This is a genomic window from Listeria kieliensis, assembly GCF_003369925.1.
GTDB lineage: Bacteria > Bacillota > Bacilli > Lactobacillales > Listeriaceae > Listeria > Listeria kieliensis_A.
The window spans coordinates 692310-710731 of sequence record NZ_LARY01000001.1 but is presented as its reverse complement, the minus strand read 5'-3'; the positions used below and the strand labels follow the sequence as shown (position 1 = coordinate 710731).

Annotated in this window: 18 protein-coding genes and 1 tRNA gene; 3 read left to right on the top strand and 16 right to left on the bottom strand. The window is 38.3% G+C overall.

The genetic code is table 11. From position 1 onward, the window contains the following. Nucleotides 1-31: 31 nt before the first annotated feature. The 12 genes from apf to UR08_RS03515 all read right to left on the bottom strand — a co-directional run bounded on the left by apf (nucleotide 32) and on the right by UR08_RS03515 (nucleotide 11263). Entirely contained in the window at nucleotides 32-661 is a 630-nt protein-coding gene (apf, locus tag UR08_RS03570; protein ID WP_115752279.1) for an aggregation-promoting factor, read from the bottom strand. Between the two features lie 425 nt (nucleotides 662-1086). After that, nucleotides 1087-2031, bottom strand: coding sequence for a metal ABC transporter substrate-binding protein (locus UR08_RS03565; protein WP_115752278.1), 945 nt, complete (start codon nucleotides 2029-2031; stop codon nucleotides 1087-1089). Continuing rightward, complete coding sequence (locus UR08_RS03560) at nucleotides 2021-2869, bottom strand: metal ABC transporter permease (protein WP_115752277.1); 849 nt, start codon at nucleotides 2867-2869, stop codon at nucleotides 2021-2023. The genes UR08_RS03565 and UR08_RS03560 overlap by 11 nt, the downstream gene beginning before the upstream one ends. Continuing rightward, nucleotides 2866-3594 (bottom strand): metal ABC transporter ATP-binding protein, encoded by a 729-nt coding sequence (locus UR08_RS03555; protein WP_115752276.1) that lies wholly within the window; start codon nucleotides 3592-3594, stop codon nucleotides 2866-2868. The genes UR08_RS03560 and UR08_RS03555 overlap by 4 nt, the downstream gene beginning before the upstream one ends. Nucleotides 3595-3796: 202 nt before the next feature. Next, nucleotides 3797-4546, bottom strand: coding sequence for an SIS domain-containing protein (locus UR08_RS03550; protein WP_115752275.1), 750 nt, complete (start codon nucleotides 4544-4546; stop codon nucleotides 3797-3799). Further along, complete coding sequence (locus UR08_RS03545) at nucleotides 4543-5262, bottom strand: KDGP aldolase (protein ID WP_115752274.1); 720 nt, start codon at nucleotides 5260-5262, stop codon at nucleotides 4543-4545. Before UR08_RS03545 ends, UR08_RS03550 begins: the two co-directional genes overlap by 4 nt. Then, nucleotides 5222-5971: a creatininase family protein gene (locus tag UR08_RS03540; RefSeq protein ID WP_115752273.1), complete on the bottom strand. Its 750-nt coding sequence runs from the start codon at nucleotides 5969-5971 to the stop codon at nucleotides 5222-5224. The genes UR08_RS03545 and UR08_RS03540 overlap by 41 nt, the downstream gene beginning before the upstream one ends. Nucleotides 5972-5983: 12 nt before the next feature. Beyond that, entirely contained in the window at nucleotides 5984-6976 is a 993-nt protein-coding gene (locus tag UR08_RS03535) for a phosphotriesterase family protein (RefSeq protein ID WP_115752272.1), read from the bottom strand. Nucleotides 6977-7035: 59 nt separating this feature from the next. Then, nucleotides 7036-8334 (bottom strand): PTS ascorbate transporter subunit IIC, encoded by a 1299-nt coding sequence (locus UR08_RS03530; protein ID WP_115752271.1) that lies wholly within the window; start codon nucleotides 8332-8334, stop codon nucleotides 7036-7038. Between the two features lie 26 nt (nucleotides 8335-8360). After that, complete coding sequence (locus tag UR08_RS03525; RefSeq protein ID WP_115752270.1) at nucleotides 8361-8624, bottom strand: PTS sugar transporter subunit IIB; 264 nt, start codon at nucleotides 8622-8624, stop codon at nucleotides 8361-8363. Beyond that, the gene (locus UR08_RS03520) at nucleotides 8621-9061 is read right to left on the bottom strand and encodes a PTS sugar transporter subunit IIA (RefSeq protein ID WP_115752269.1); all 441 of its coding nucleotides are present in this window, start codon (nucleotides 9059-9061) and stop codon (nucleotides 8621-8623) included. The genes UR08_RS03525 and UR08_RS03520 overlap by 4 nt, the downstream gene beginning before the upstream one ends. 144 nt (nucleotides 9062-9205) lie before the next feature. Next, complete coding sequence (locus UR08_RS03515) at nucleotides 9206-11263, bottom strand: BglG family transcription antiterminator (RefSeq protein ID WP_115752268.1); 2058 nt, start codon at nucleotides 11261-11263, stop codon at nucleotides 9206-9208. 398 nt (nucleotides 11264-11661) lie between these two features. On the opposite strand from UR08_RS03515, the gene UR08_RS03510 reads away from it, so the two are divergent. Continuing rightward, nucleotides 11662-12873 (top strand): multidrug effflux MFS transporter, encoded by a 1212-nt coding sequence (locus UR08_RS03510; protein ID WP_115752267.1) that lies wholly within the window; start codon nucleotides 11662-11664, stop codon nucleotides 12871-12873. 798 nt (nucleotides 12874-13671) lie between these two features. Here UR08_RS03510 and UR08_RS03505 read toward each other — a convergent pair. After that, a complete protein-coding gene (locus tag UR08_RS03505) occupies nucleotides 13672-14190 on the bottom strand; it encodes a hypothetical protein (protein WP_115752266.1) in 519 nt (172 codons plus the stop codon). A gap of 1220 nt (nucleotides 14191-15410) precedes the next feature. Between UR08_RS03505 and UR08_RS13080 the strand changes: the two genes are divergently transcribed. Together UR08_RS13080 and UR08_RS03495 are read left to right on the top strand one after the other, a co-directional pair. Continuing rightward, nucleotides 15411-16478: an Ltp family lipoprotein gene (locus UR08_RS13080; RefSeq protein ID WP_240616020.1), complete on the top strand. Its 1068-nt coding sequence runs from the start codon at nucleotides 15411-15413 to the stop codon at nucleotides 16476-16478. Nucleotides 16479-16533: 55 nt separating this feature from the next. Further along, a complete protein-coding gene (locus tag UR08_RS03495; RefSeq protein WP_115752265.1) occupies nucleotides 16534-16869 on the top strand; it encodes a DUF898 family protein in 336 nt (111 codons plus the stop codon). A 207-nt stretch (nucleotides 16870-17076) separates the two neighbouring features. Here UR08_RS03495 and UR08_RS03490 read toward each other — a convergent pair. The 3 genes from UR08_RS03490 to UR08_RS03480 all read right to left on the bottom strand — a co-directional run bounded on the left by UR08_RS03490 (nucleotide 17077) and on the right by UR08_RS03480 (nucleotide 18421). After that, a tRNA-Arg gene (locus UR08_RS03490) sits at nucleotides 17077-17150 on the bottom strand. 102 nt (nucleotides 17151-17252) lie between these two features. Beyond that, nucleotides 17253-17774: a metallophosphoesterase gene (locus UR08_RS03485; RefSeq protein ID WP_115752264.1), complete on the bottom strand. Its 522-nt coding sequence runs from the start codon at nucleotides 17772-17774 to the stop codon at nucleotides 17253-17255. Nucleotides 17775-17815: 41 nt separating this feature from the next. After that, the gene (locus UR08_RS03480; RefSeq protein ID WP_115752263.1) at nucleotides 17816-18421 is read right to left on the bottom strand and encodes an XTP/dITP diphosphatase; all 606 of its coding nucleotides are present in this window, start codon (nucleotides 18419-18421) and stop codon (nucleotides 17816-17818) included. Between the last annotated feature and the right edge of the window lies 1 nt (nucleotide 18422).

The following is an 18422-nucleotide window of genomic DNA, read 5'->3' as shown; positions in this document are numbered from 1 at the left end:
TTTTTATTGTTATCTTTTTACTTTTAACGGCTTAGTACCAGCCATATTGTTCGTGGTGTGCTTTCGCATTGCTCCATGAACCATAACGGCTTTGTACATAACTATTAGCTACACGTTCTTGGTTAGCTTGAGAATAGTCACCTTTCAAATATGAATTTGTTAGTTGATAGCGTCCGATATATTTACCAGATGCGCTTCTTGCACCGTAAGAACCACCAGATTCTCTTTGTGCAATCCATTCCTTGGCTTGTTGATCACTTGAACTCCCTGTATTGGCTGCTTTAGCTTGAGTTTGAGTTTGCTGTGTAGCTTGTTGTTGTCTTGGTTGGCTGCTTTGCGTTTGGCTTTGGCTAGGTGCTTGCTGCTTTTGCGTAGTTGCTTGACCTTGGCTTGCCGCAGCTTGAGTTGTAGGTTGAGCTGTTTGACTAGCTCCTCCGTTTCCAACTTCCAACGTTTGACCAACATAAATTAGGTTAATATTAGCAATCCCATTTAATTGGGCAAGATTAGCGACAGTAGTGTTGTGTTCATTAGCAATTTTAGATAACGTATCCCCTTTTGCAACGCTCACAGATTCAGCGTTTGCTAAATGACCTCCTACAACCGTCGTTACTCCTACCGTTAATGTAGCTACAGCCATCTTTAGTACGTTTTTCTTCATTATTAAAAAACCACTCCTTAATTTTTAATGCGAACTAATCATAACACATCAACATTTCAAATCAACTACTGATTCATTTCATATTATTTCAATATGAAGTCAGTCTCCTGATTTAGTCGTTTTTAAGAAAACAGATCTTTCTTGCTATTTTACTGTCAAAATAGCTTGGTTATCCCTTCCTTCGATCATTTGTTCCGTTTCTCTTGGCATGAAATTTTTTAACTATTCTGCCTTTTTATTTTCTAGTAAAAAAAAGAAAAAAATGGATGAATATATGATTTTTAAGCGCTTTCTTGCTTTTTTTATTCTTTTTTTCAAGAGAAAAAGCAAGATTTTTATCCCTCGATTAGCCTATTTGTGAAAAAAATATATAGAAAGCGACTGCTTACAAAAGAAAAATTAGTAAACAGTCACTCTCAAAGTTTTTATTTAGACAATCCTTCCGAAATTTTCTCCAAGTTCCATTTCATCATCTCGTAGTAACTATCTCCATTTTCTCCTTGCTTCGCAACTGAATCCGTAAAAATCTTTGCATGAATAGGAATACCTGTATCTTTTGCGACGGTTTTCATTGGCTTGTCGCTAACACTACTTTCCACAAATAATGCCGGCACTTCACTATTTCGCAATTTTTGCACCAAAGTTTTAATTTGATTGGGCGTCCCTTCTTCTTCCGTATTAATTTCCCAAATATAGGCAGAAGGAATTTGATATGCTTTCGAGAAATATTTAAAGCACCCTTCACTCGTTACAATCATTTTTTTAGCTTTTGGGATTGCTTTAAATTTTTCTTTCACTTCCTGATCCAATTTAGAAAGCTTGTCGACATAGCTTTGCAAGTTCTTCTGATAATAAGCAGCATGATCCGGATCTTTTTTTGAAAGTTCTTTTTCAATATTTTTCGCGTACTGGATTCCATTTTCAAGGTTCAGCCAAGCATGCGGATCTTCCTTACCTTCTTCCCCTTTCCCCTCCAGATAGATGACTTTAACGCCCTCACTCACAGCAAAAAAATCTTGATTTTCTTTTTTCTTGGCATTTTTCATTAGTTTTGTGAACCAAGCATTCCCACCCGTTTCTAGGTTAATCCCATTATAAAAAATCACATCCGCCATTGACGTTTTCTTGACATCTTCAGGGAGCGGCTCATATTCATGCGGATCTTTTCCAACCGGAACAATACTATGAAGCTTCACTTTACTGCCGGCAATATTTTTTGTGATATCTGCTAGAATCGAGTTCGTTACGACTACATTTAATTGATTCCCCTTTCCATTTGATGAGTCTTTGGCGCTTGAACAAGCCGTCAAAACAAATAAAAACAAAACAGGCAACAACCATTTTATCCCCATTTCCCAATTAATTTTCATTGATCCTAGCCTTCTTTCTTAAAAATTTTTGCTTTGGCGACAAGAAAAAGCTCACTGCAAAGAAAAGCGCCGAAGTCAGTACAATGCTCGAACTAACCGCTATATTAAAGCTATAACCGATGAATAAGCCGACAAAAGAAGCTAACGCGCCCAGAAAAGCTGACAAAATGACCATTTTCTTCAAACTCGTTGAAAATAAGTACGCCGTTGCAGCAGGTGTAATTAACATCGCAACAATCAAAATCGTTCCTACACTTTGCATCGCCGTAACTGAAACAAGCGTTAACAGCAGCATCAATAAATAATGATAAAATTGAACTTTCATTCCGAGCGCTTTTGCCATGAGCGGATCAAAAGAAGTGATGAGTAGTTCCTTGAAAAATAATACAATGACTGCAAGAACAAAGACAGAAACGCCAATCGTAATCCATTTATCCACATCTTGTACGGCTAAAATATTTCCAAATAAAATATGGAACAAATCCGTTGAACTGTTAGCCACGCCAATTAAAATGACACCAAGAGCTAAAAAAGAACTAAATGTAATACCAATTGCAGTATCTCCTTTGATAGCACTGTTAGATTTAATATATGTGATCATAATTGAGGCTAATAATCCGAAGAGAATCGCGCCAATAAAAAAGTTAATCTCTAAAATAAACGAAATGGCTACCCCCGGAAGAACCGCGTGGGAAATCGCGTCTCCCATAAGTGACATGCCTCGCAGGATGATAAAACAACCAATGGTACCTGAAACTACGCCGATAACAAGCGAAGTAATGAGTGCATTTTGCAAAAAATGGAAATTTTGCAAACCGTCTAGAAAGTTCGTAATCATGTCTCACTTCCTCCCTTGATAAAAATATTTTCACCATAAGCTTGGCGTAAAGAATTTTCTTGGAAAACACTTTTGGTTGGTCCAGCTGCAATTAAGCGTCGGTTCAGTAAAATAAGTTGATCAAAATACTGCTCGACTTTGCTCAAATCATGATGCACAATCAAAATCATTTTTCCTGCCTGTTTAAGCTGTTCCAGTGTTTGCATAATAATTTGTTCACTGATCGCATCAATCCCAACAAATGGTTCGTCTAAAAGAATCACTTCACTATTTTGAACAAGGCATCTTGCGAGCAAGACACGTTGAAATTGCCCACCAGACAATTCACTAATTTGTCGGTTGCTAAAACGCTCCATTTTGACAATTTCAAGGGCTTGCATGGTTTTTTCCCAGTCTTTCTTTCGCAAGCGTTTAAAAAGCCCCACTTCCGGATAAGTTCCAAGCGACACGCACTCCTTTACAGTAATCGGGAATGTAAAATCAATCGCGCTTTTTTGCTCCACATAAGCTATTTTCTTCAGCCATTTTTTAGTTGGTTCCCTTTTCATCCTAATTTTTCCTGAATAAGGAAGAATATTCAAAATCGCTTTTAATAATGTAGATTTACCAGCCCCATTTGGTCCGATAATTCCTGTTATCGTAGCTTCCTCCAAAGAACAATCAATTTTTTCTAGCGCCCATTCATCACTGGAGTAGCGAACACTTACCTTTTCTATTTCCAGCATTTAATCACCCTTTCTTAAAAAATTACATTTCTTACTTAAAAAAACTATATCAATAGAAGAAACTCGTCATTTTTAATATTTATAGCTTTGAAGTCTTGGACGCAAGACTTATATTTTACTATAAGAAAAAAAGTTTCCTTTGTCAAAGTTTTATATAAAAAAGAAAGAAGAAAACCAAATTTGTTTTCTTCTTTCTCTACACTTATTTCTCAAGATTTAAGGTTAAAAGCGGAATTCTCGCTTGGTATTTTGCTAAAAGAGCTTGATTATAGTCATCAGCATTTTCTGTATTTCCGCTCAAGAAGACAGGCGGCGTAAAACCAGCTTGATACATAGCAGAAATAGCTTCTGCAAATAAACTTTGTAAAATGGCTGCACCTGTAACCGTTGAAGTCGCAGCAAATGGCACGTCGAAATTTTCAAGCCGTAAAACCGCATCTCCTTTCACCGCTTTGTTGTCAATCACAAGATCAGGAATATCGCTTAGTTTTTGTCCCGAAACATGTCTCGAGGCTTGTGTTCCCGAATAAGCCTTTGACGTGATCCCAATGACATAAGCACCTTTTTGCTTAGCGAAAAGAGCCACATCAATTGGAACTGGATTTCTTCCGGACGTTGAAAGAACAATCATCACATCTTCTGCCCGAATATCTTCTTTTGCCATAAAATGTTCAGCGTAGTGGTTTTTCCGTTCTAACACCGAAGACTGCGCGGCTCCTTCATGAAGCATAAGCGGCTCATGTAAAATTGGGTGAATGGGAGCTAATCCACCTGCCCTGTAAAACACCTCTTCTGTTAAAATGTGGGAGTGCCCGCACCCGAATAAGTGAACAATACCTCCTGCTTCGATTTTCTTGGCTATAATTTGTCCAGCTTCTCGAATGTTTTCCTTTTCTTCCAGTTGGATGGCTTCAAGCATTCCAATGGCTTGATTTAAATAAGCATCAATCACGATATCCCTCCTAGCTGCTCAAAAATCCGTTCGATTTCATTCTTTTTAGTTCGCCCGGTTGCTTGATCAATCGTCGCTCCAAAAATATGCGGCATAAAAAATGGAATCCCCGTTTCGGCTACTTCCGAAATAATCGGTACAATATTATCCCAAGCAATCCCGCCAGCAGGTTCAATCCCATAAATCCCTCTTTCACCGGCGACTTTCGCTAAATAAACAAGTTCATCCAAATGTTCCGTTCCGCGAATGCTCATCAATTTAATAGAAGGAATTTGATGCTCGAGGCAATAATCGACCAGCCGTTCAACTTCAATCGAGCCACCCGTCGCTAAATTTACAATCCCCACCTTACCAGATGGTCGAACAAGCGCATTGGCATAAATCCCATCCACTAGTTGCGCAAAAGCCGCCGTTTCAAGCGGCTGATTAATATGGCAATCCTGATCGAGCTCAGCGATCCTAAGAACACTTCGGAAGTTTTCAAATGCGCCGCCACCGCCAAGACCCACGCTAACGATATCACTCGCTTTTTTGAGTTCATTCAAACGTGCGACCGCCTCTTCGGGGGTATCAAAATCGCTTGCGACAATCCCAGGCACCGCATAACCATCCGCGGCGTCCATAACTTCTGTTGCATTTTCCGCATCTTGTGCTAAAAAATTAAAAAGCGCAAAATTATGCCATTTCTTCTGCTTTTCGAATTTTGTCTTGTTCAATTTCAATCAACTCCAAACAGGTTTTTAATGTCGTTTCAATCAAATATTCACCTTTTTCAGCCGTTGCAAGCGTGGCCTCTCCGAGAACTGCACTTTCCGTGAAATTTTGCCAGGGCATCGGTGTATAATCCGCATCAAGTGGTAAAATCGGCGGATCATCAATGGCTTTTTCCATCTCCACATGTTCGCTTGCCAAATAAAGCATCAAGGAAGTTTCGATTTCACAAGCATGGATATACGTATGATGGTTCGCTTTCCCTTCTCGTACATCAGCCGCTAGTTTTTGAATATTCGGATAAAAAATGTGGAGTACACGCATATCAGGATGTTTCAAAAAGAGCTTGCGCGCGCCTTCTTTGAGTGCGGTCATATTGCCAAGATGCCCGCTGATTAGCACAAACAGCCGCACACCTTGTTTATAAAGTCCCTCTCCGATTTCAAAGATCATTTGGATCATGGTTTCGTTCGACAAACTCAGACTGCCCGGGAAGTCTTGCAAACTGAAAACTTGTCCATATGGCAAGACAGGCAGCACTAGGCCGTTTTTCTTGTCCGCGATCCGGTCTGCATATCTTTCAGCGAGAAGATTATCCGTTTCAAGTGGTAAATGAGGTCCGTGTGCTTCAACGGCTCCTACGGGTAAAATCACGGGTGTGGTTTTCGTAATTTGTGCGGCGATTTCATAGGAACTACATGCTGCAAATTTCATTTCGCTTCCTCCTTATTTTTTAAATGTAAAGCAACGTGCCGGATTATCAACGAAGAATTTTTGAATAAGCTTTTCGCCATCAAACCCATTTTGATTCGCTTCATGAATAAAGCGTGGCGCCCATTTCTTCTTGATATATTCAAGTCCCGGTCCAAAATCATAATGTTTATAATACGTTTTCCGCGCGGTATCTCCACTTACAAGAATTTGATCTTCATAGCCCTTTTGAACAAGGCTTAAAATCGCAGCAATCCGTGCACTTTCAGGCGCATATTTGATTTTAGCGATGCCATCAAAGGATAAAAAGGCGCCGGTTTTTGCCACTTGTTCATGATAATAAGGATCTAAATTCCGGTCCATGTGCCCAATCGAAAGGTATTCAAGCGGAACGCCTTCTTCTTTTAAAATTTCAATTTGTTCGAGTGCCATCGTTCCTGCTTCTGTATGCGAATGAACCGGAGCTTTCGTTTCATGATGCGCACGTGCCACCGCTCGGATGGTTTTTTCTTCAAGTGGCGTAATCCGGTTATAGCCAGTTCCAAACTTGACTTGGCCTGCTTTAAAACTCGTGCCTTCAAGTCCTTCTTCGACTTCTCGCACAACAAACTCTGTCAACTCGGAAACTGAAGCGGCTTCAATCCAGTCATAGTAAGTCTCATAATTCCCAACAAGTTGCTTCAACTCTGGTTTCATTTTTCCTGTCCACAAAAAGCTCTTATTAAAGCCTGCCGTACCAATAATTTGTACGCCTGTTTCTTTCGAAATTTCCGCTACTTCGCTCACGTGGCGACCATAATCTACTGCGGTTGCATCCACAATGGTTTTCCCGCCCAAATCTTTAAAGTCTTGGACATCAAGTTGCGATTTTTCTTTGTCATCAAGCAGGAGATCATCTTCTCCTTTTTCTTGCCAAAACGATGGTGTACAAACAATGTGTTCGTGTGAATAAGTAAATCCTAGTTGTTCAGGTTTGATATCTCCAAAAAAAGTACGAATATAACTCATTTTTTGCTTCCTTCCTTTCAAAAAACCTCTTCACGAAATGGCGGAAGAGGTTTCGGTTATTAAAAAATCAGTTTCGCCAACATACTAATGATTGGTCCTAATATGAACATGTCACTGTCCGCTGCCCACATGGCTGTATCAGGAACGGTCGTGTTTATGAAGAAGGTTACCATCAAATATTGTCCCCAAGCAACAACGGTTGCAGTTAGGAATCCACCAATGAGTGCTCCGCGAACTCCACCCGTTGAATTCCCGAATACGCCGGCAACGGCTCCGTGGAAGAAGAGAACAATCATCGTTGGTACAAAGACATAACCCACTGTATTTCCAAGAACAACAAGCCAAATGATGGCCCCGACGAAAGCGCCAAGGAATCCTAGGATAACGGAATTTGCTGCGTACGGATACACGATCGGCGCATCAAGAGCTGGTTTTGCCCCAGGTACAAGTTTTGTCGCAATCCCATTAAAGGCTGGTACAATTTCACCGATAAACATCCGAACACCCACCAAAACAACTGCAATCCCAGCTGCGAATGTAAAGGACTGAACAATGCTGTAAACGATAAAGCTTTGGTTTCCTGCTTCAGCAATTAGTTTTTCTGCCCCTGGTGTTTGTTTCACCATCAAGATAATCGCACCAACTAGGAATAGAATCCCCATTGTGAGTGCCGTGATCACGTTTGAATCTCTTAAGAATTCGAGTTTTTTCGGCAACTTAATGTGTTCAGCATCATTTTTCTTATTGCCAAATACTTTTCCAAGAAGAGCTGAAAGAATGGCTACACTCGCAGATGTATGTCCGAGTGCGACATTGTCATTTCCAGTAATTTTGCGTAAAAATGGCTGCACGATTGCTGGCTGGATAGTCCAGTAAAGCCCCATAATAACCGCGAGGAAGATTACAAGCGGCCAGAATGAAACATCGCCTCCTGCTGCTTGAACCGTGATCCCTGCAAAAATGGTTGTCGTCCAAAACATCATGTGTCCAGTTAAATAGATATATTTAAATGGTGTAAAGCGCGCGAGTAAAACGTTGACTAAAAATCCAAGTGTCATCGCAAGCGTAACTGCACTTCCGAACTCTAAGTTGAATTTTTCTTGTCCTAAAAACCCGCTAAGTGGTGCTGTTTCAAGACCGAACACTTCTTTCCACATCGGTTCAAAAATTCCTAGAGAACCTGTTATGACAGCTGCGCCGGCATTGATAATTAAAAATCCAATAATCGCTTTAAACGTGCCGCTAACAACCTGACTCAAATTTTTCTTTTGGAGAAGTAATCCAAGTAAGACGATAAACCCGAGCAGAATAGCCGGCGTTCCAAAAAAGTTGTCGGCAATCCAAGTAATAATCTCCATTTTTTATCCTCACCCTTTTCTTTTCGTTAAATCGCCCCGCTAAGAGCTTGTTTAATTTCCGCATTATCAAAGTAATTATTGACAATCACGACTTTTGCACTTGTTTCACCAAGTGTTTCCGCAAGTTCTTGACTCGTTACAACAATATCCACAGACATAGATCGTGCTGCTGAGACATCAATATGTTCCACGTCAGCTTCGACTTCCATTTCACGAAGTACATTTTCGACGTTCATCCGTAAAATCAAACTGGTTCCTTGACCTAAACCGCAAACTGTTAAAATTTTCATTTTAATCCCTCCAAAATTGGCTGTATCTCTTCAAAATCCTTGGCTTCTAAAAGGCGCTCGATATTTTCATTTTGACTGAGAAGAGCTACAATGTTTTGAATTACTTTCAAATGTTCTTCACTTGATGAAGCAGCTAAGCCAAAAACAAGTCTAACCGGATCATTCGCTTTATGTCCAAAAGCTACACCGCTAGAAAGCGTAACAAGCGAAACCGCCGATTTTTCCACTCCATCGGTTGGTCTTGCGTGGGGAATTGCCACATAAGGTGCAATCACAAAGTAAGCCCCATTTTCATGGTAAGATTCAACCATTTTTTCTATATAGTTTTCACTGACATAGCCCTTTTGCTGAAGCAATTTGCCCGCAAGGCGAATTGCTTCGTCTGCATTTTCTGCAGTTTGATTAAATGACAGTAAATCTTGGTTCAAAAATGACATCGTTTCTTCATCCCTTCTTGCTAATTGATAGCGCTATCAACCTCTTACAACTCTTATTATAGAGAGAAAGCGCTTTATAAAGAAGTCCAATTCCTTTCTTTCGGAAAGTGCAAAAAGTAGACACTAAAAAACAAGCTGAACGAGTCAGCTTGTTTTTTCCCGAATAAATTGTGCCACTTGCTCGGCGCTTGTATGCTGTTCCATAAAAGTTAGAAAGTCATGTTGCATGATTAATTCCGTTAATTCACTAAGCGCATTAATATGCGTATAGGAATCAATTGAAGAAAGCACAATTAAAAGTTTAACTTGATCCTTTGGTTTCTTGGAAAAAGCAACCGGCTCATCAAGCAAAAGTAAACTCATTCCTACGCGGAAAGCCCCATCCGCCGGAGCCGCATGCGGTAACGCCACTCCAGGTGAAATCACAACATAAGGGCCGAGTGTTTCAATCCCTGTAATCATGGCATTTTCATAACTCTGCGAAATATAGCCTTCTTCAAGAAGCGGCTTTGCAGCAAGCCGAATCGCTTCTTGCCAACTTGGCGCGCTTTCTTTAAACTGAATGCGCTTAGCTGGGAGCAACTCGGAAAGCCCAGGTGAAACTTCGCTCACATCGTCCAGCGCATTTTGGAACAAAATCGTTTTCAAATTTTGCGCAAGCGCCTCGCGATTTTCCACTTTTGCATATTGATCAATCACATCAAGCACACTTGCAAGCATCCGTGCATCCGAATCACGCTGGGCAACATATGGCATAATTTCTTTCAAAAGCTGTTCTTTTTGCGGTTCCGTTAAAATTGGACTCACGATGAAAGACGGAATATCCGTGAGTACCGGAAGTGTTGCAACAATAAAATCGGGCTGATAAGCCTTTTTCTCAAATTCTCTCAAAGAAATCGGCTCCAAAATTTCAATTTGTCGATCCGTAAAAAGTTGTTTTAACTGGCGCTCGATCATCCGCGAAGTGCCGACGCCTTTTGAACAAATAATCAGTAATTTTTTCCGTTCCACAAGCACACTTTTTTTCCGTGATAGAAAACCACCGAACAAAATAGCCACGTAAGCGACTTCATCTTCTGGAATCGGTTTAGCAAGCATCTCGCCAAACGGCACCATCACTTTCCGAGTAATCTCATAAACCTCAGCATATTGCGATTTAATGTCCGATCGAAGCGGATTAATCCACTCAATCCCAAATAAAACCCGATAATATGCTGGCTCCAGGTGAAGAAGCAAATCACGCTTGAGCCGCTCGTGATCCTCAAAATTCACACAAGCCAGCCGTTCAAATTCCGCGATCATCTTCTTCACAGCCACTTTTAAATGCCGCGCCACCTCAGATTCCCCCGAAAGTCGGTTAGCCCCTAAGAGCAGTCGTTCAAGAAACGCGAGTTCCGCTTCATTCCAGGCCACCAAACGTGGCATTCTACGGTAAATTTCCTGCGCCCACTTTGTTTGATCCACAAGCTTCCCTTCCAAAGTGTGTCCTTGCTGCATGCGAAAGCTAAAAAAGCTAACAATCAAACTAAGCCGAGCCACAACTTCATCCGTATACCGCATCCCAAAAAGCTTTTCCAGCGTAACAAGCGCTCGAATTGCTTCATTTTCTAGCAGCAAAAAATCCGCATCATAGTGAGGCGCTCTCGCCCGGAGCAAGTTTTTCAGTTCCGTTTCCGATTCAAAAGCTGGGCTATTCAAGCAATGCCGTAAGAAAAACTGGCGAATTTGCGCTTCATCGCCCACAATTTCATTTCCATTCTTTCTACTGTATAAAAGCTTGAGCCCTGCTTCGCTAAGCTCCGCTTTAATCTGCTTCAAATCTTGCAGCGTAGTGTTCCGGCTCACTCCGTTCGCCTTTGAAAGTGTTTCTTCAACCACACGCGCATCCGTAGCAAGCAAAAAAAGAAGTATTCGCACTTTCCGTTCAGCCATAGTAAAATCAACATTATTTGTATCATAATTTTCGATTAATCGTAGAATCTCATTCTTTTCATCTTCTGGCACATAATACCCTTGCCTGCGTACCATCTGAATACCACTAAAACCAACCTGTTCCAGTTCAAAGTTTGTTTTTTCAATCTCATATTGTAAGGTTCGTTTCGAAATCCCTAGTACTTCTTGCAATTTTTGCGGAGCTATATAACCGCGATTTTCAAGTAAATAATGTAGCAACTTAATTTTTCGAATATCGAATTGAATCACTTTCCATCAAACTCCCTCGAATCTCATTTTTTAACTTCCACACACAATGAAACCCTTTTCAAAATTAGCTATTAATCCTAGCATAGTAGAAGTAGAAAATCCTGTCAAACTGAGGTTTTTGTAAAATAAAAAAACACCCTCTAGAGCATGGTCATTCTTTGTAAAAGAAAAAAATAAATAAAGAGCCCCTATTCTTTATCCGGTCATGAAATTTTTATAAGAATAAATTAAATAATGATTTTGCTATTTTTTTAATCGATGATATAATGAACGCTTAGATTCAAAAAGGAGGTGCTGTTGTAATTTTTTATTCATGGATTAAAATTATGATTCCACCATTTCCCTTCAAAGGATGTTTTTTTCATACTTAACAAATAATTAATTTAAGGAAGATTATAATGAAAAAAACATCCAAAAAAAACAATAATAAAATAAGTTTACCTTTACTGGTCTGTTTAGTAGGTTTCCCTCAGCTAAGTGAAACTATCTATACACCTTCTTTAACTGAGATTGCCCTAAAATTCGGTACCTCTCTCAATATTTCTCAAATGACTCTGAGTATTTACTTTTTAGCATTTGCCATTGGAGTAGTGTTTTGGGGAATTGGTTCAGATTACTTTGGACGAAGGAAGGCAATGAATTTTGGAATATCCGTATATATAGTTGGTAGCGTTCTTTGTCTTATAGCAAATAGCATAGTCCTACTATTTATCGGTAGATTTATTCAAGCTTTCGGTGCAAGCACTGGATCAGTCACTACTCAAACCATTTTAAGAGATAGCTATATGGGAACAGAGCGGCATCAAATGTTTGCTAAAATATCAGCTGTTTTGGCATTCTCTCCTGCACTTGGTCCTCTTATAGGTGGGATTATCACACAATTTTATGGTTTCCGCATCGTCTTTTTTGTACTAGTGGTTATGGGGATGATTTTGCTTTATTTTAGTTTAAAGAATTTACCAGAAACGGCAAGTGATACACAAGCCAACCTTAATTTATATAGTATGTTTAGGATTGCTAAGGAAATGATCTTAGACCCTCACACTGTAATTTTCGGTTTACTTATTGGCTTGTTTAATGGGATTATCTTTAGCTATTATTCAGAAGCACCTGGGATTTTTATTGATACGTTTCATTTTACACAAAGTCAATATGGATTTATGGGATGCGTCGTTGCATCAGCAACCATGATTGGGGCGTGGCTATCTAGTAAATCATTAAAAAAGAGAAATGCCATGCAGACAATTAAGGAAGGACTTGTTGTATCATTTATCTCAACATTATTTTTGGTGGCAACTGTATTTATACGGTTGAGCACTACAAGTGAGCTGATATTATATATATTGGGGATATTTTGCTTACTTGTTGGAATTGGAATATCATTGCCAAACTGTTTAAGTTTAGCACTTATTCATTTTCCAAAAACAGCGGGTACGTCAGGAGCTTTTTTAAGTTTAGGATATTATCTAATTGTCAGTCTTTGCACATTTATAATTGGAATAATTCACACAGGCTCATTGCTTATCTTCCCAATATTTTGTGCTATTATTCTTGTTATAGCGCTAATATTCGTATATTCCTTAAAAAATAAAAAGGCGATGAATAATTAATAATTTAAAAAAGGCAGGATCCCTAAATTCTATAGAGATCCTGCCTTTTAATTTATCTTAATGATTCCCAAAAAGACACATAAAGCCTCGCTATTCATTTCTTAAAAGGAAGATTGCATCTACTATTTTCAAAAATAGCCGGGTACAATACTTCCCGTTTTAAATTTCAACGTCCCTATTCCATCCCTAAGTCTAATCTTTCGAAATTCTTGACAGACTAACTATACTTCTACTTCTAGAACCCCGTGACAGGCGAAGGGTGTCAAACTAAGAGTTTGTGAGGAGCTAAAAGAAGAGTTAGCATCACAAGAGGATCCTTACCGTGAACTTATCCCATAAAATTTTCATTAGTAATATCAAAAAATACTTAGCAAAGGAGTTTTAAACCTCTTTTTCTCCCTATTTTAAATAGTAAAAAGCCTCAAGAATGATTTCTCAAACGTTAATCATCCTTAAGCTCTCCAGATTTTGCACAAAAACAGCATATGAAAAAGTTTAAAAATTAGTCTACAGGTTCCAAATACTATGCTTTGTCATCCATAATTATGGTTTGCCTTAGTTCTTTGAATAAGTCGGCGCATTTTAGCTTATTTCAAGATTATACAATCTCAATTTACCGTTTCTTTCTCCGCTTACACCAATCACCAATAATATTAATAAAAATATAAGCTGCAAAAGCTACCCTAATCCAAAATAGTATGGTGTTATTTGGTAGGACTATAGGTAAAACAAAAAGCAAGAGAATACCAATTATTATAAAACAAATAGTTATCATTTTACTAGACATCATGGGCATCCTCAAAACGCTATTAGGGTAAGAATTTTCATGACCCACCAAGAAACGGCTTTACTCAATCCTATTTTTCTACAACCAAGATAAATAGCATCAGAAACTTTGCCAGTAAAGTGATCGATAAAACTCAATACAGCTTCAAATCCAGCAACTCCGCCCATTGCATTTTTAACTTTTTTAGGAATCTTATTCCATGCTTTTCTTAAGATTTTTACTGCCCAACTCAGTTTGCCTCGTTCTTTCAAAGTCAGTTTTTTGCCATTTTCATCATATGCGACCCCATTTTTCAATGTTATCCCTGCATCTTGAACCCTCATTAATTCTGCAATTTCATCTTCAGATAGTCCTAAACCCTTCAATTCATCTTCTGAGGGCACATACGTACTTGAGTTTTCCTCCGGTATGGCAGTTACTTGATCTTCTTGTAAAGCTGCACGAACAGACAATATCGAAGGAAATACTACACTTAAGATTAATCCCATAACACTGGCAAATAACATTGTTTTAATAAGTTTTTTCTTCATGTTGTTACCTCTTTTCGTTGCGTTAGTATTTGGTAATGAGTTTAGCTCAAAATCAGGTCAAAAACTGTATTGAAAATTCTGGTTTTTATAATTAAAGAATTAAAAGTATGAAATTTAGCTGTCTTTCAAACATCAAGTTGAACAATCAAGTATTGCTCCAGTTGTGAATTGACCAACTCTTATCAAATGCTCATACAAGGCTACTTGCTATGTTCTTGCATACTATAAGGCTATTAGCTATTGCTTATTTTTTGTTGATCTAACTATTGTCTTCCTACTCTTCCACACAATATTCCGTTGAAGTAATTATAGTCAAACCATATATTTTCAGCTGAATGAGCTAATGTAGGCTAGGAAACTGCATAACTATCTCTTTTTTGTTATTTTTTTCACGACAGATCCTCTTTTCGTTGGTTTTATTCTATATCACAATTTGAGTATAGCATGAAATAATTCTGCAAAACCAAAAAAGTAATGAAAAGCCTATTTCAAGTCTTAAACATCCAAAAATCTATATTTTTGCAGATTTTTCGGATTTTATCACGAATAGTCATTTTGTTATATTTCACCTGACCGAACATAAAAAAGAATTACTAACTTATGGGAGCTTGTCAAAAGAGATAAGTAGTCTTACCGGAAAATATACTTTAATTAAAAATTTGCTAATACTAGCTTTTATTTTGTAGAAAATATTTATTTGAATCGACTTGAGATACTGAAATAAACGAATTAATAATTATCCAATTTATCATAGTCTACAAATTCTTGTTCGAAGTATTTATTCATATATTCTTCGCTTATAAGTTGATTCAAAATATCATTCCTTCGTTATAAACTATTTGCCTCACTTTCAGTATTCATAAATCCTTCTTTGAAATACGCTTTGATGCTTTTAATTCTGAAATATTAGTCAGAATGTGACTTTCTTTGGTTGTGACAGGTTCAATAATTTCTTTATTTATCACTTTTGGATTTTCGAGTTAGTGAATAAATATTTTATATTTTAGTAACAAAATTCACTCCTCCTTCCTTTTAGTTCGTGGTATACTTTTCGGTGATTGTTAATAAAAATCAGACCTTTGAAATTCCAAAAACTTTTATAAAAAGAAGAAGACATAAAAAAAATTAGGGCTTTGATTTTATTAGGATCTACTTTAAATAAAGTGATATAAACGCAACTGCGATTATATAGAATAAAACATAAAAGGGGAGATATGAGAATGGAAAAACAAAAAAAATCCATTTTTAAGAAGTGGTGGTTTTGGATAATCATTGTATTAGTACTAGGTGCAATTGGAGCTGGTACCGGTGATAAAAAGGATGAGGAAGAGACTGTTTCACTTTCTGTATATTCTACATCTATAGAAACAAATAAACATGGAGTAGCTTGGATCAAGGGTGAAACAGACAAAAAAGCGACATTGCGAGTAGACGGTAAAGTTACTAAAACCAAATCGAATGGTAAATTTTCCATAAAAATAAAATTATCACCACACGAAGAAGAGAAAAAAGTAGCCGTTGAAGCAAAACGCTCTGGATTTAAGAGTGCCTTAAGACTAGTCACAATCGAAAATGCTATGCAACAAGCGGAATTGAGTGTAGAAAATAATTTACTGGATACTGATGAAAATGGAAAAGCTATAATCAAAGGAACTGCCGAACCACATTCGACTGTTAAAGTTGACGACTCTCCAGCTATAGAAGTCGGTGCTGATGGCAAATTTTCTCATGAAATTTCATTAGATCCCGATGAAGAAAATAGAGAAGTCATGGTAAAAGTCGAAAAGGATGGGTACGTGTCGGCAGAAGAAGAAATAAAGATTGAAAATCATTCCAAATCATATAAAGAAAAAAAAGCTAAGGAAGAAGCTAAACGAAAAGCCGAGGAAGAACAAGCAAGAAAAAAAGAGGAAGCTGAACGCAAAGCTGAGGAAGAACGAGCTGCAAAAGAAAAAGCTGAGGAAGAGCGCAAAGCTAGATTGGGAGCAGAGGGAGAAAACGCTTTAAGCAAAGCAGAACAATACTCTGACTCAATGAAAATGTCCAAAGCAGCGATTTATGACCAGCTTGTCTCTGAATACGGCGAACAATTCTCAGCGGAAGCTGCACAGTACGCTGTTGATAATTTAAAAGCGGATTATAATGAAAATGCACTTGCAAAAGCTAAAGAGTATCAAGAATCTATGCAAATGTCCCCTGCTGCTATTCGAGATCAATTGACTTCTCAATATGGTGAAAAATTTACTGCGTCAGAAGCGGACTACGCAATTAAACATTTAAACAACTAGATATTATCATTTCACATTATCTATAATTATATAAACAGAAAAAGGGGTACAATAAATGACTGAAAACTATTTAGAGACAAAAAAAGGACGGACATCATTTTTTGATGGAGGATTACTTCAATTTATAGGTTGGACATTGCTAGGTGTGTTAGTAACCGTATTCACCTTAGGTATTTGCTATCCATGGGCATTATGTATGGTTTATGGTTGGAAAATTAATCATACAGTAGTCGAAGGCAAGCGACTGAAATTCAACGGGTCTGCCTTTGGACTATTTGGACATTGGATAAAGTGGTTCTTACTAACAATTGTGACTCTAGGAATTTATAGCTTTTGGCTATCTATCAAATTAGAAGATTGGAAAGTTAAAAATACCACTTTCGCTAACTAAGGTATAAAAAGGACTTTTACAGTCCTTTTTATATTCTCTTAATAGTGAACATCTATTCAATTGGTAAAAATTAAATTAAAAAATCAATCCATATTTCCACAAATAAGCAAGATTGAACCAAAATAAAAACATCTTACAAACAGTCACTAATCAAGCTCTATCAAGAACTTGAGACCATTTATAAGATGTTTTCCAATTTACTTTTAACGTCCTGAGAGGGATTCGAACCCCCGACCGACGGCTTAGAAGGCCGTTGCTCTATCCAGCTGAGCTATCAGGACAAATGGCGAACTTTCGAACAGCCAAATACTATTTTATGGTGATTTCCGCATTTTGTCAATGCTTTTTATGCAAGCTAGCTCATATTTTTACAAAAAAACAAGTTAAGATTTAAAAAGTGGAAAAATCTGCGTCAATTCTGTCAGCTCTTGATCTTGATCGTCCATAAATTTCACCAAAACGCCTTCTGGAACACTTTCAATCAGAGCATACGTTTTAACACGAATAGCTCCGCGCGGAAGTGAAATACTGCCCGGATTTAAAACAAGTGCATTATCCATCATTTCTGCTCCAAGTTCATGAGAATGTCCAAAAAAGACAAAATCTGCCTTTAGCTCACGTGCTCGGTAACGCAAATTCATCAATGTCATTTTAATATTGTATAAATGGCCATGCGTCACAAAAATTCGGTAGCCATCAATATCAAGCACCCGCTCATTTGGAAAATCTGGTCCAAAGTCACAATTCCCGCGCACCGTTTCAAACCCTTGAATCGCAGGATCGTCTTTCGATAGCTCTGAATCCCCACAATGAATCAGCGCATCAACGCTTCCTTCATACTTTTCTTTTAAGTGCATCAAACAGTCCCGTTCAGAGTGACTGTCGCTCACAACAACAAGTTTCATTGATTTTCTGCCTCCCAACATGCTTCTCTATTCTCTCATTTTTAATAGATTTTTTCCAGTACCTTTTCAATATTTTTTCCAAGTTCTTTAATTGCATTCCCTCGGTGACTGATACTGTTTTTTTGGTCCGGCGTCAGGTTTGCCATTGTCACACCAAAATCGGGTAGATAGAAAAGCGGGTCATAGCCGAATCCATTTGCCCCAGAAAGCTCCAAAGCAATTTCTCCAGGACATTCACCTTCATAATAATCTACTTCTCCCGCTGGCGTTGAAATCGCAAGTGTACAATGGAATCTCGCCGTGCGATCCCCCGGTTTCACGTTTTTTAGCTCGTTCAACAGCTTTTCGTTGTTTTTGGCATCATTATGCGCTTCTCCTGCATAACGCGCTGAATAGACCCCTGGCGCTCCGTCAAGTGCGTCTACCACGAGTCCTGAATCATCTGCAAGAACGGTTTTATTTAAAATTTTGGCCACAGTTGTTGCTTTTAGTGCCGCATTTTCCTTGAACGTTTTGCCTGTTTCTTCAATTTCCCCGATTTCTGGAAAATCTAACAGCGTTAAAATCTTGATATCATGGCTCCCTAGAATCTCTTCAAATTCTTTAACCTTCCCTTTGTTAGCTGTTGCAATCACTAATTCGCGCATC

Bases quoted from the DNA above. Each gene is read 5' to 3' on its own strand.
- apf (WP_115752279.1), bottom strand. From the start codon at position 661: ATGAAGAAAAACGTACTAAAGATGGCTGTAGCTACATTAACGGTAGGA.
- UR08_RS03565 (WP_115752278.1), bottom strand. From the start codon at position 2,031: ATGAAAATTAATTGGGAAATGGGGATAAAATGGTTGTTGCCTGTTTTG.
- UR08_RS03560 (WP_115752277.1), bottom strand. From the start codon at position 2,869: ATGATTACGAACTTTCTAGACGGTTTGCAAAATTTCCATTTTTTGCAA.
- UR08_RS03555 (WP_115752276.1), bottom strand. From the start codon at position 3,594: ATGCTGGAAATAGAAAAGGTAAGTGTTCGCTACTCCAGTGATGAATGG.
- UR08_RS03540 (WP_115752273.1), bottom strand. From the start codon at position 5,971: ATGAAATTTGCAGCATGTAGTTCCTATGAAATCGCCGCACAAATTACG.
- UR08_RS03535 (WP_115752272.1), bottom strand. From the start codon at position 6,976: ATGAGTTATATTCGTACTTTTTTTGGAGATATCAAACCTGAACAACTA.
- UR08_RS03530 (WP_115752271.1), bottom strand. From the start codon at position 8,334: ATGGAGATTATTACTTGGATTGCCGACAACTTTTTTGGAACGCCGGCT.
- UR08_RS03525 (WP_115752270.1), bottom strand. From the start codon at position 8,624: ATGAAAATTTTAACAGTTTGCGGTTTAGGTCAAGGAACCAGTTTGATT.
- UR08_RS03520 (WP_115752269.1), bottom strand. From the start codon at position 9,061: ATGTCATTTTTGAACCAAGATTTACTGTCATTTAATCAAACTGCAGAA.
- UR08_RS03510 (WP_115752267.1), top strand. From the start codon at position 11,662: ATGAAAAAAACATCCAAAAAAAACAATAATAAAATAAGTTTACCTTTA.
- UR08_RS03505 (WP_115752266.1), bottom strand. From the start codon at position 14,190: ATGAAGAAAAAACTTATTAAAACAATGTTATTTGCCAGTGTTATGGGA.
- UR08_RS13080 (WP_240616020.1), top strand. From the start codon at position 15,411: ATGGAAAAACAAAAAAAATCCATTTTTAAGAAGTGGTGGTTTTGGATA.
- UR08_RS03495 (WP_115752265.1), top strand. From the start codon at position 16,534: ATGACTGAAAACTATTTAGAGACAAAAAAAGGACGGACATCATTTTTT.
- UR08_RS03485 (WP_115752264.1), bottom strand. From the start codon at position 17,774: ATGAAACTTGTTGTTGTGAGCGACAGTCACTCTGAACGGGACTGTTTG.
- UR08_RS03480 (WP_115752263.1), bottom strand. From the start codon at position 18,421: ATGCGCGAATTAGTGATTGCAACAGCTAACAAAGGGAAGGTTAAAGAA.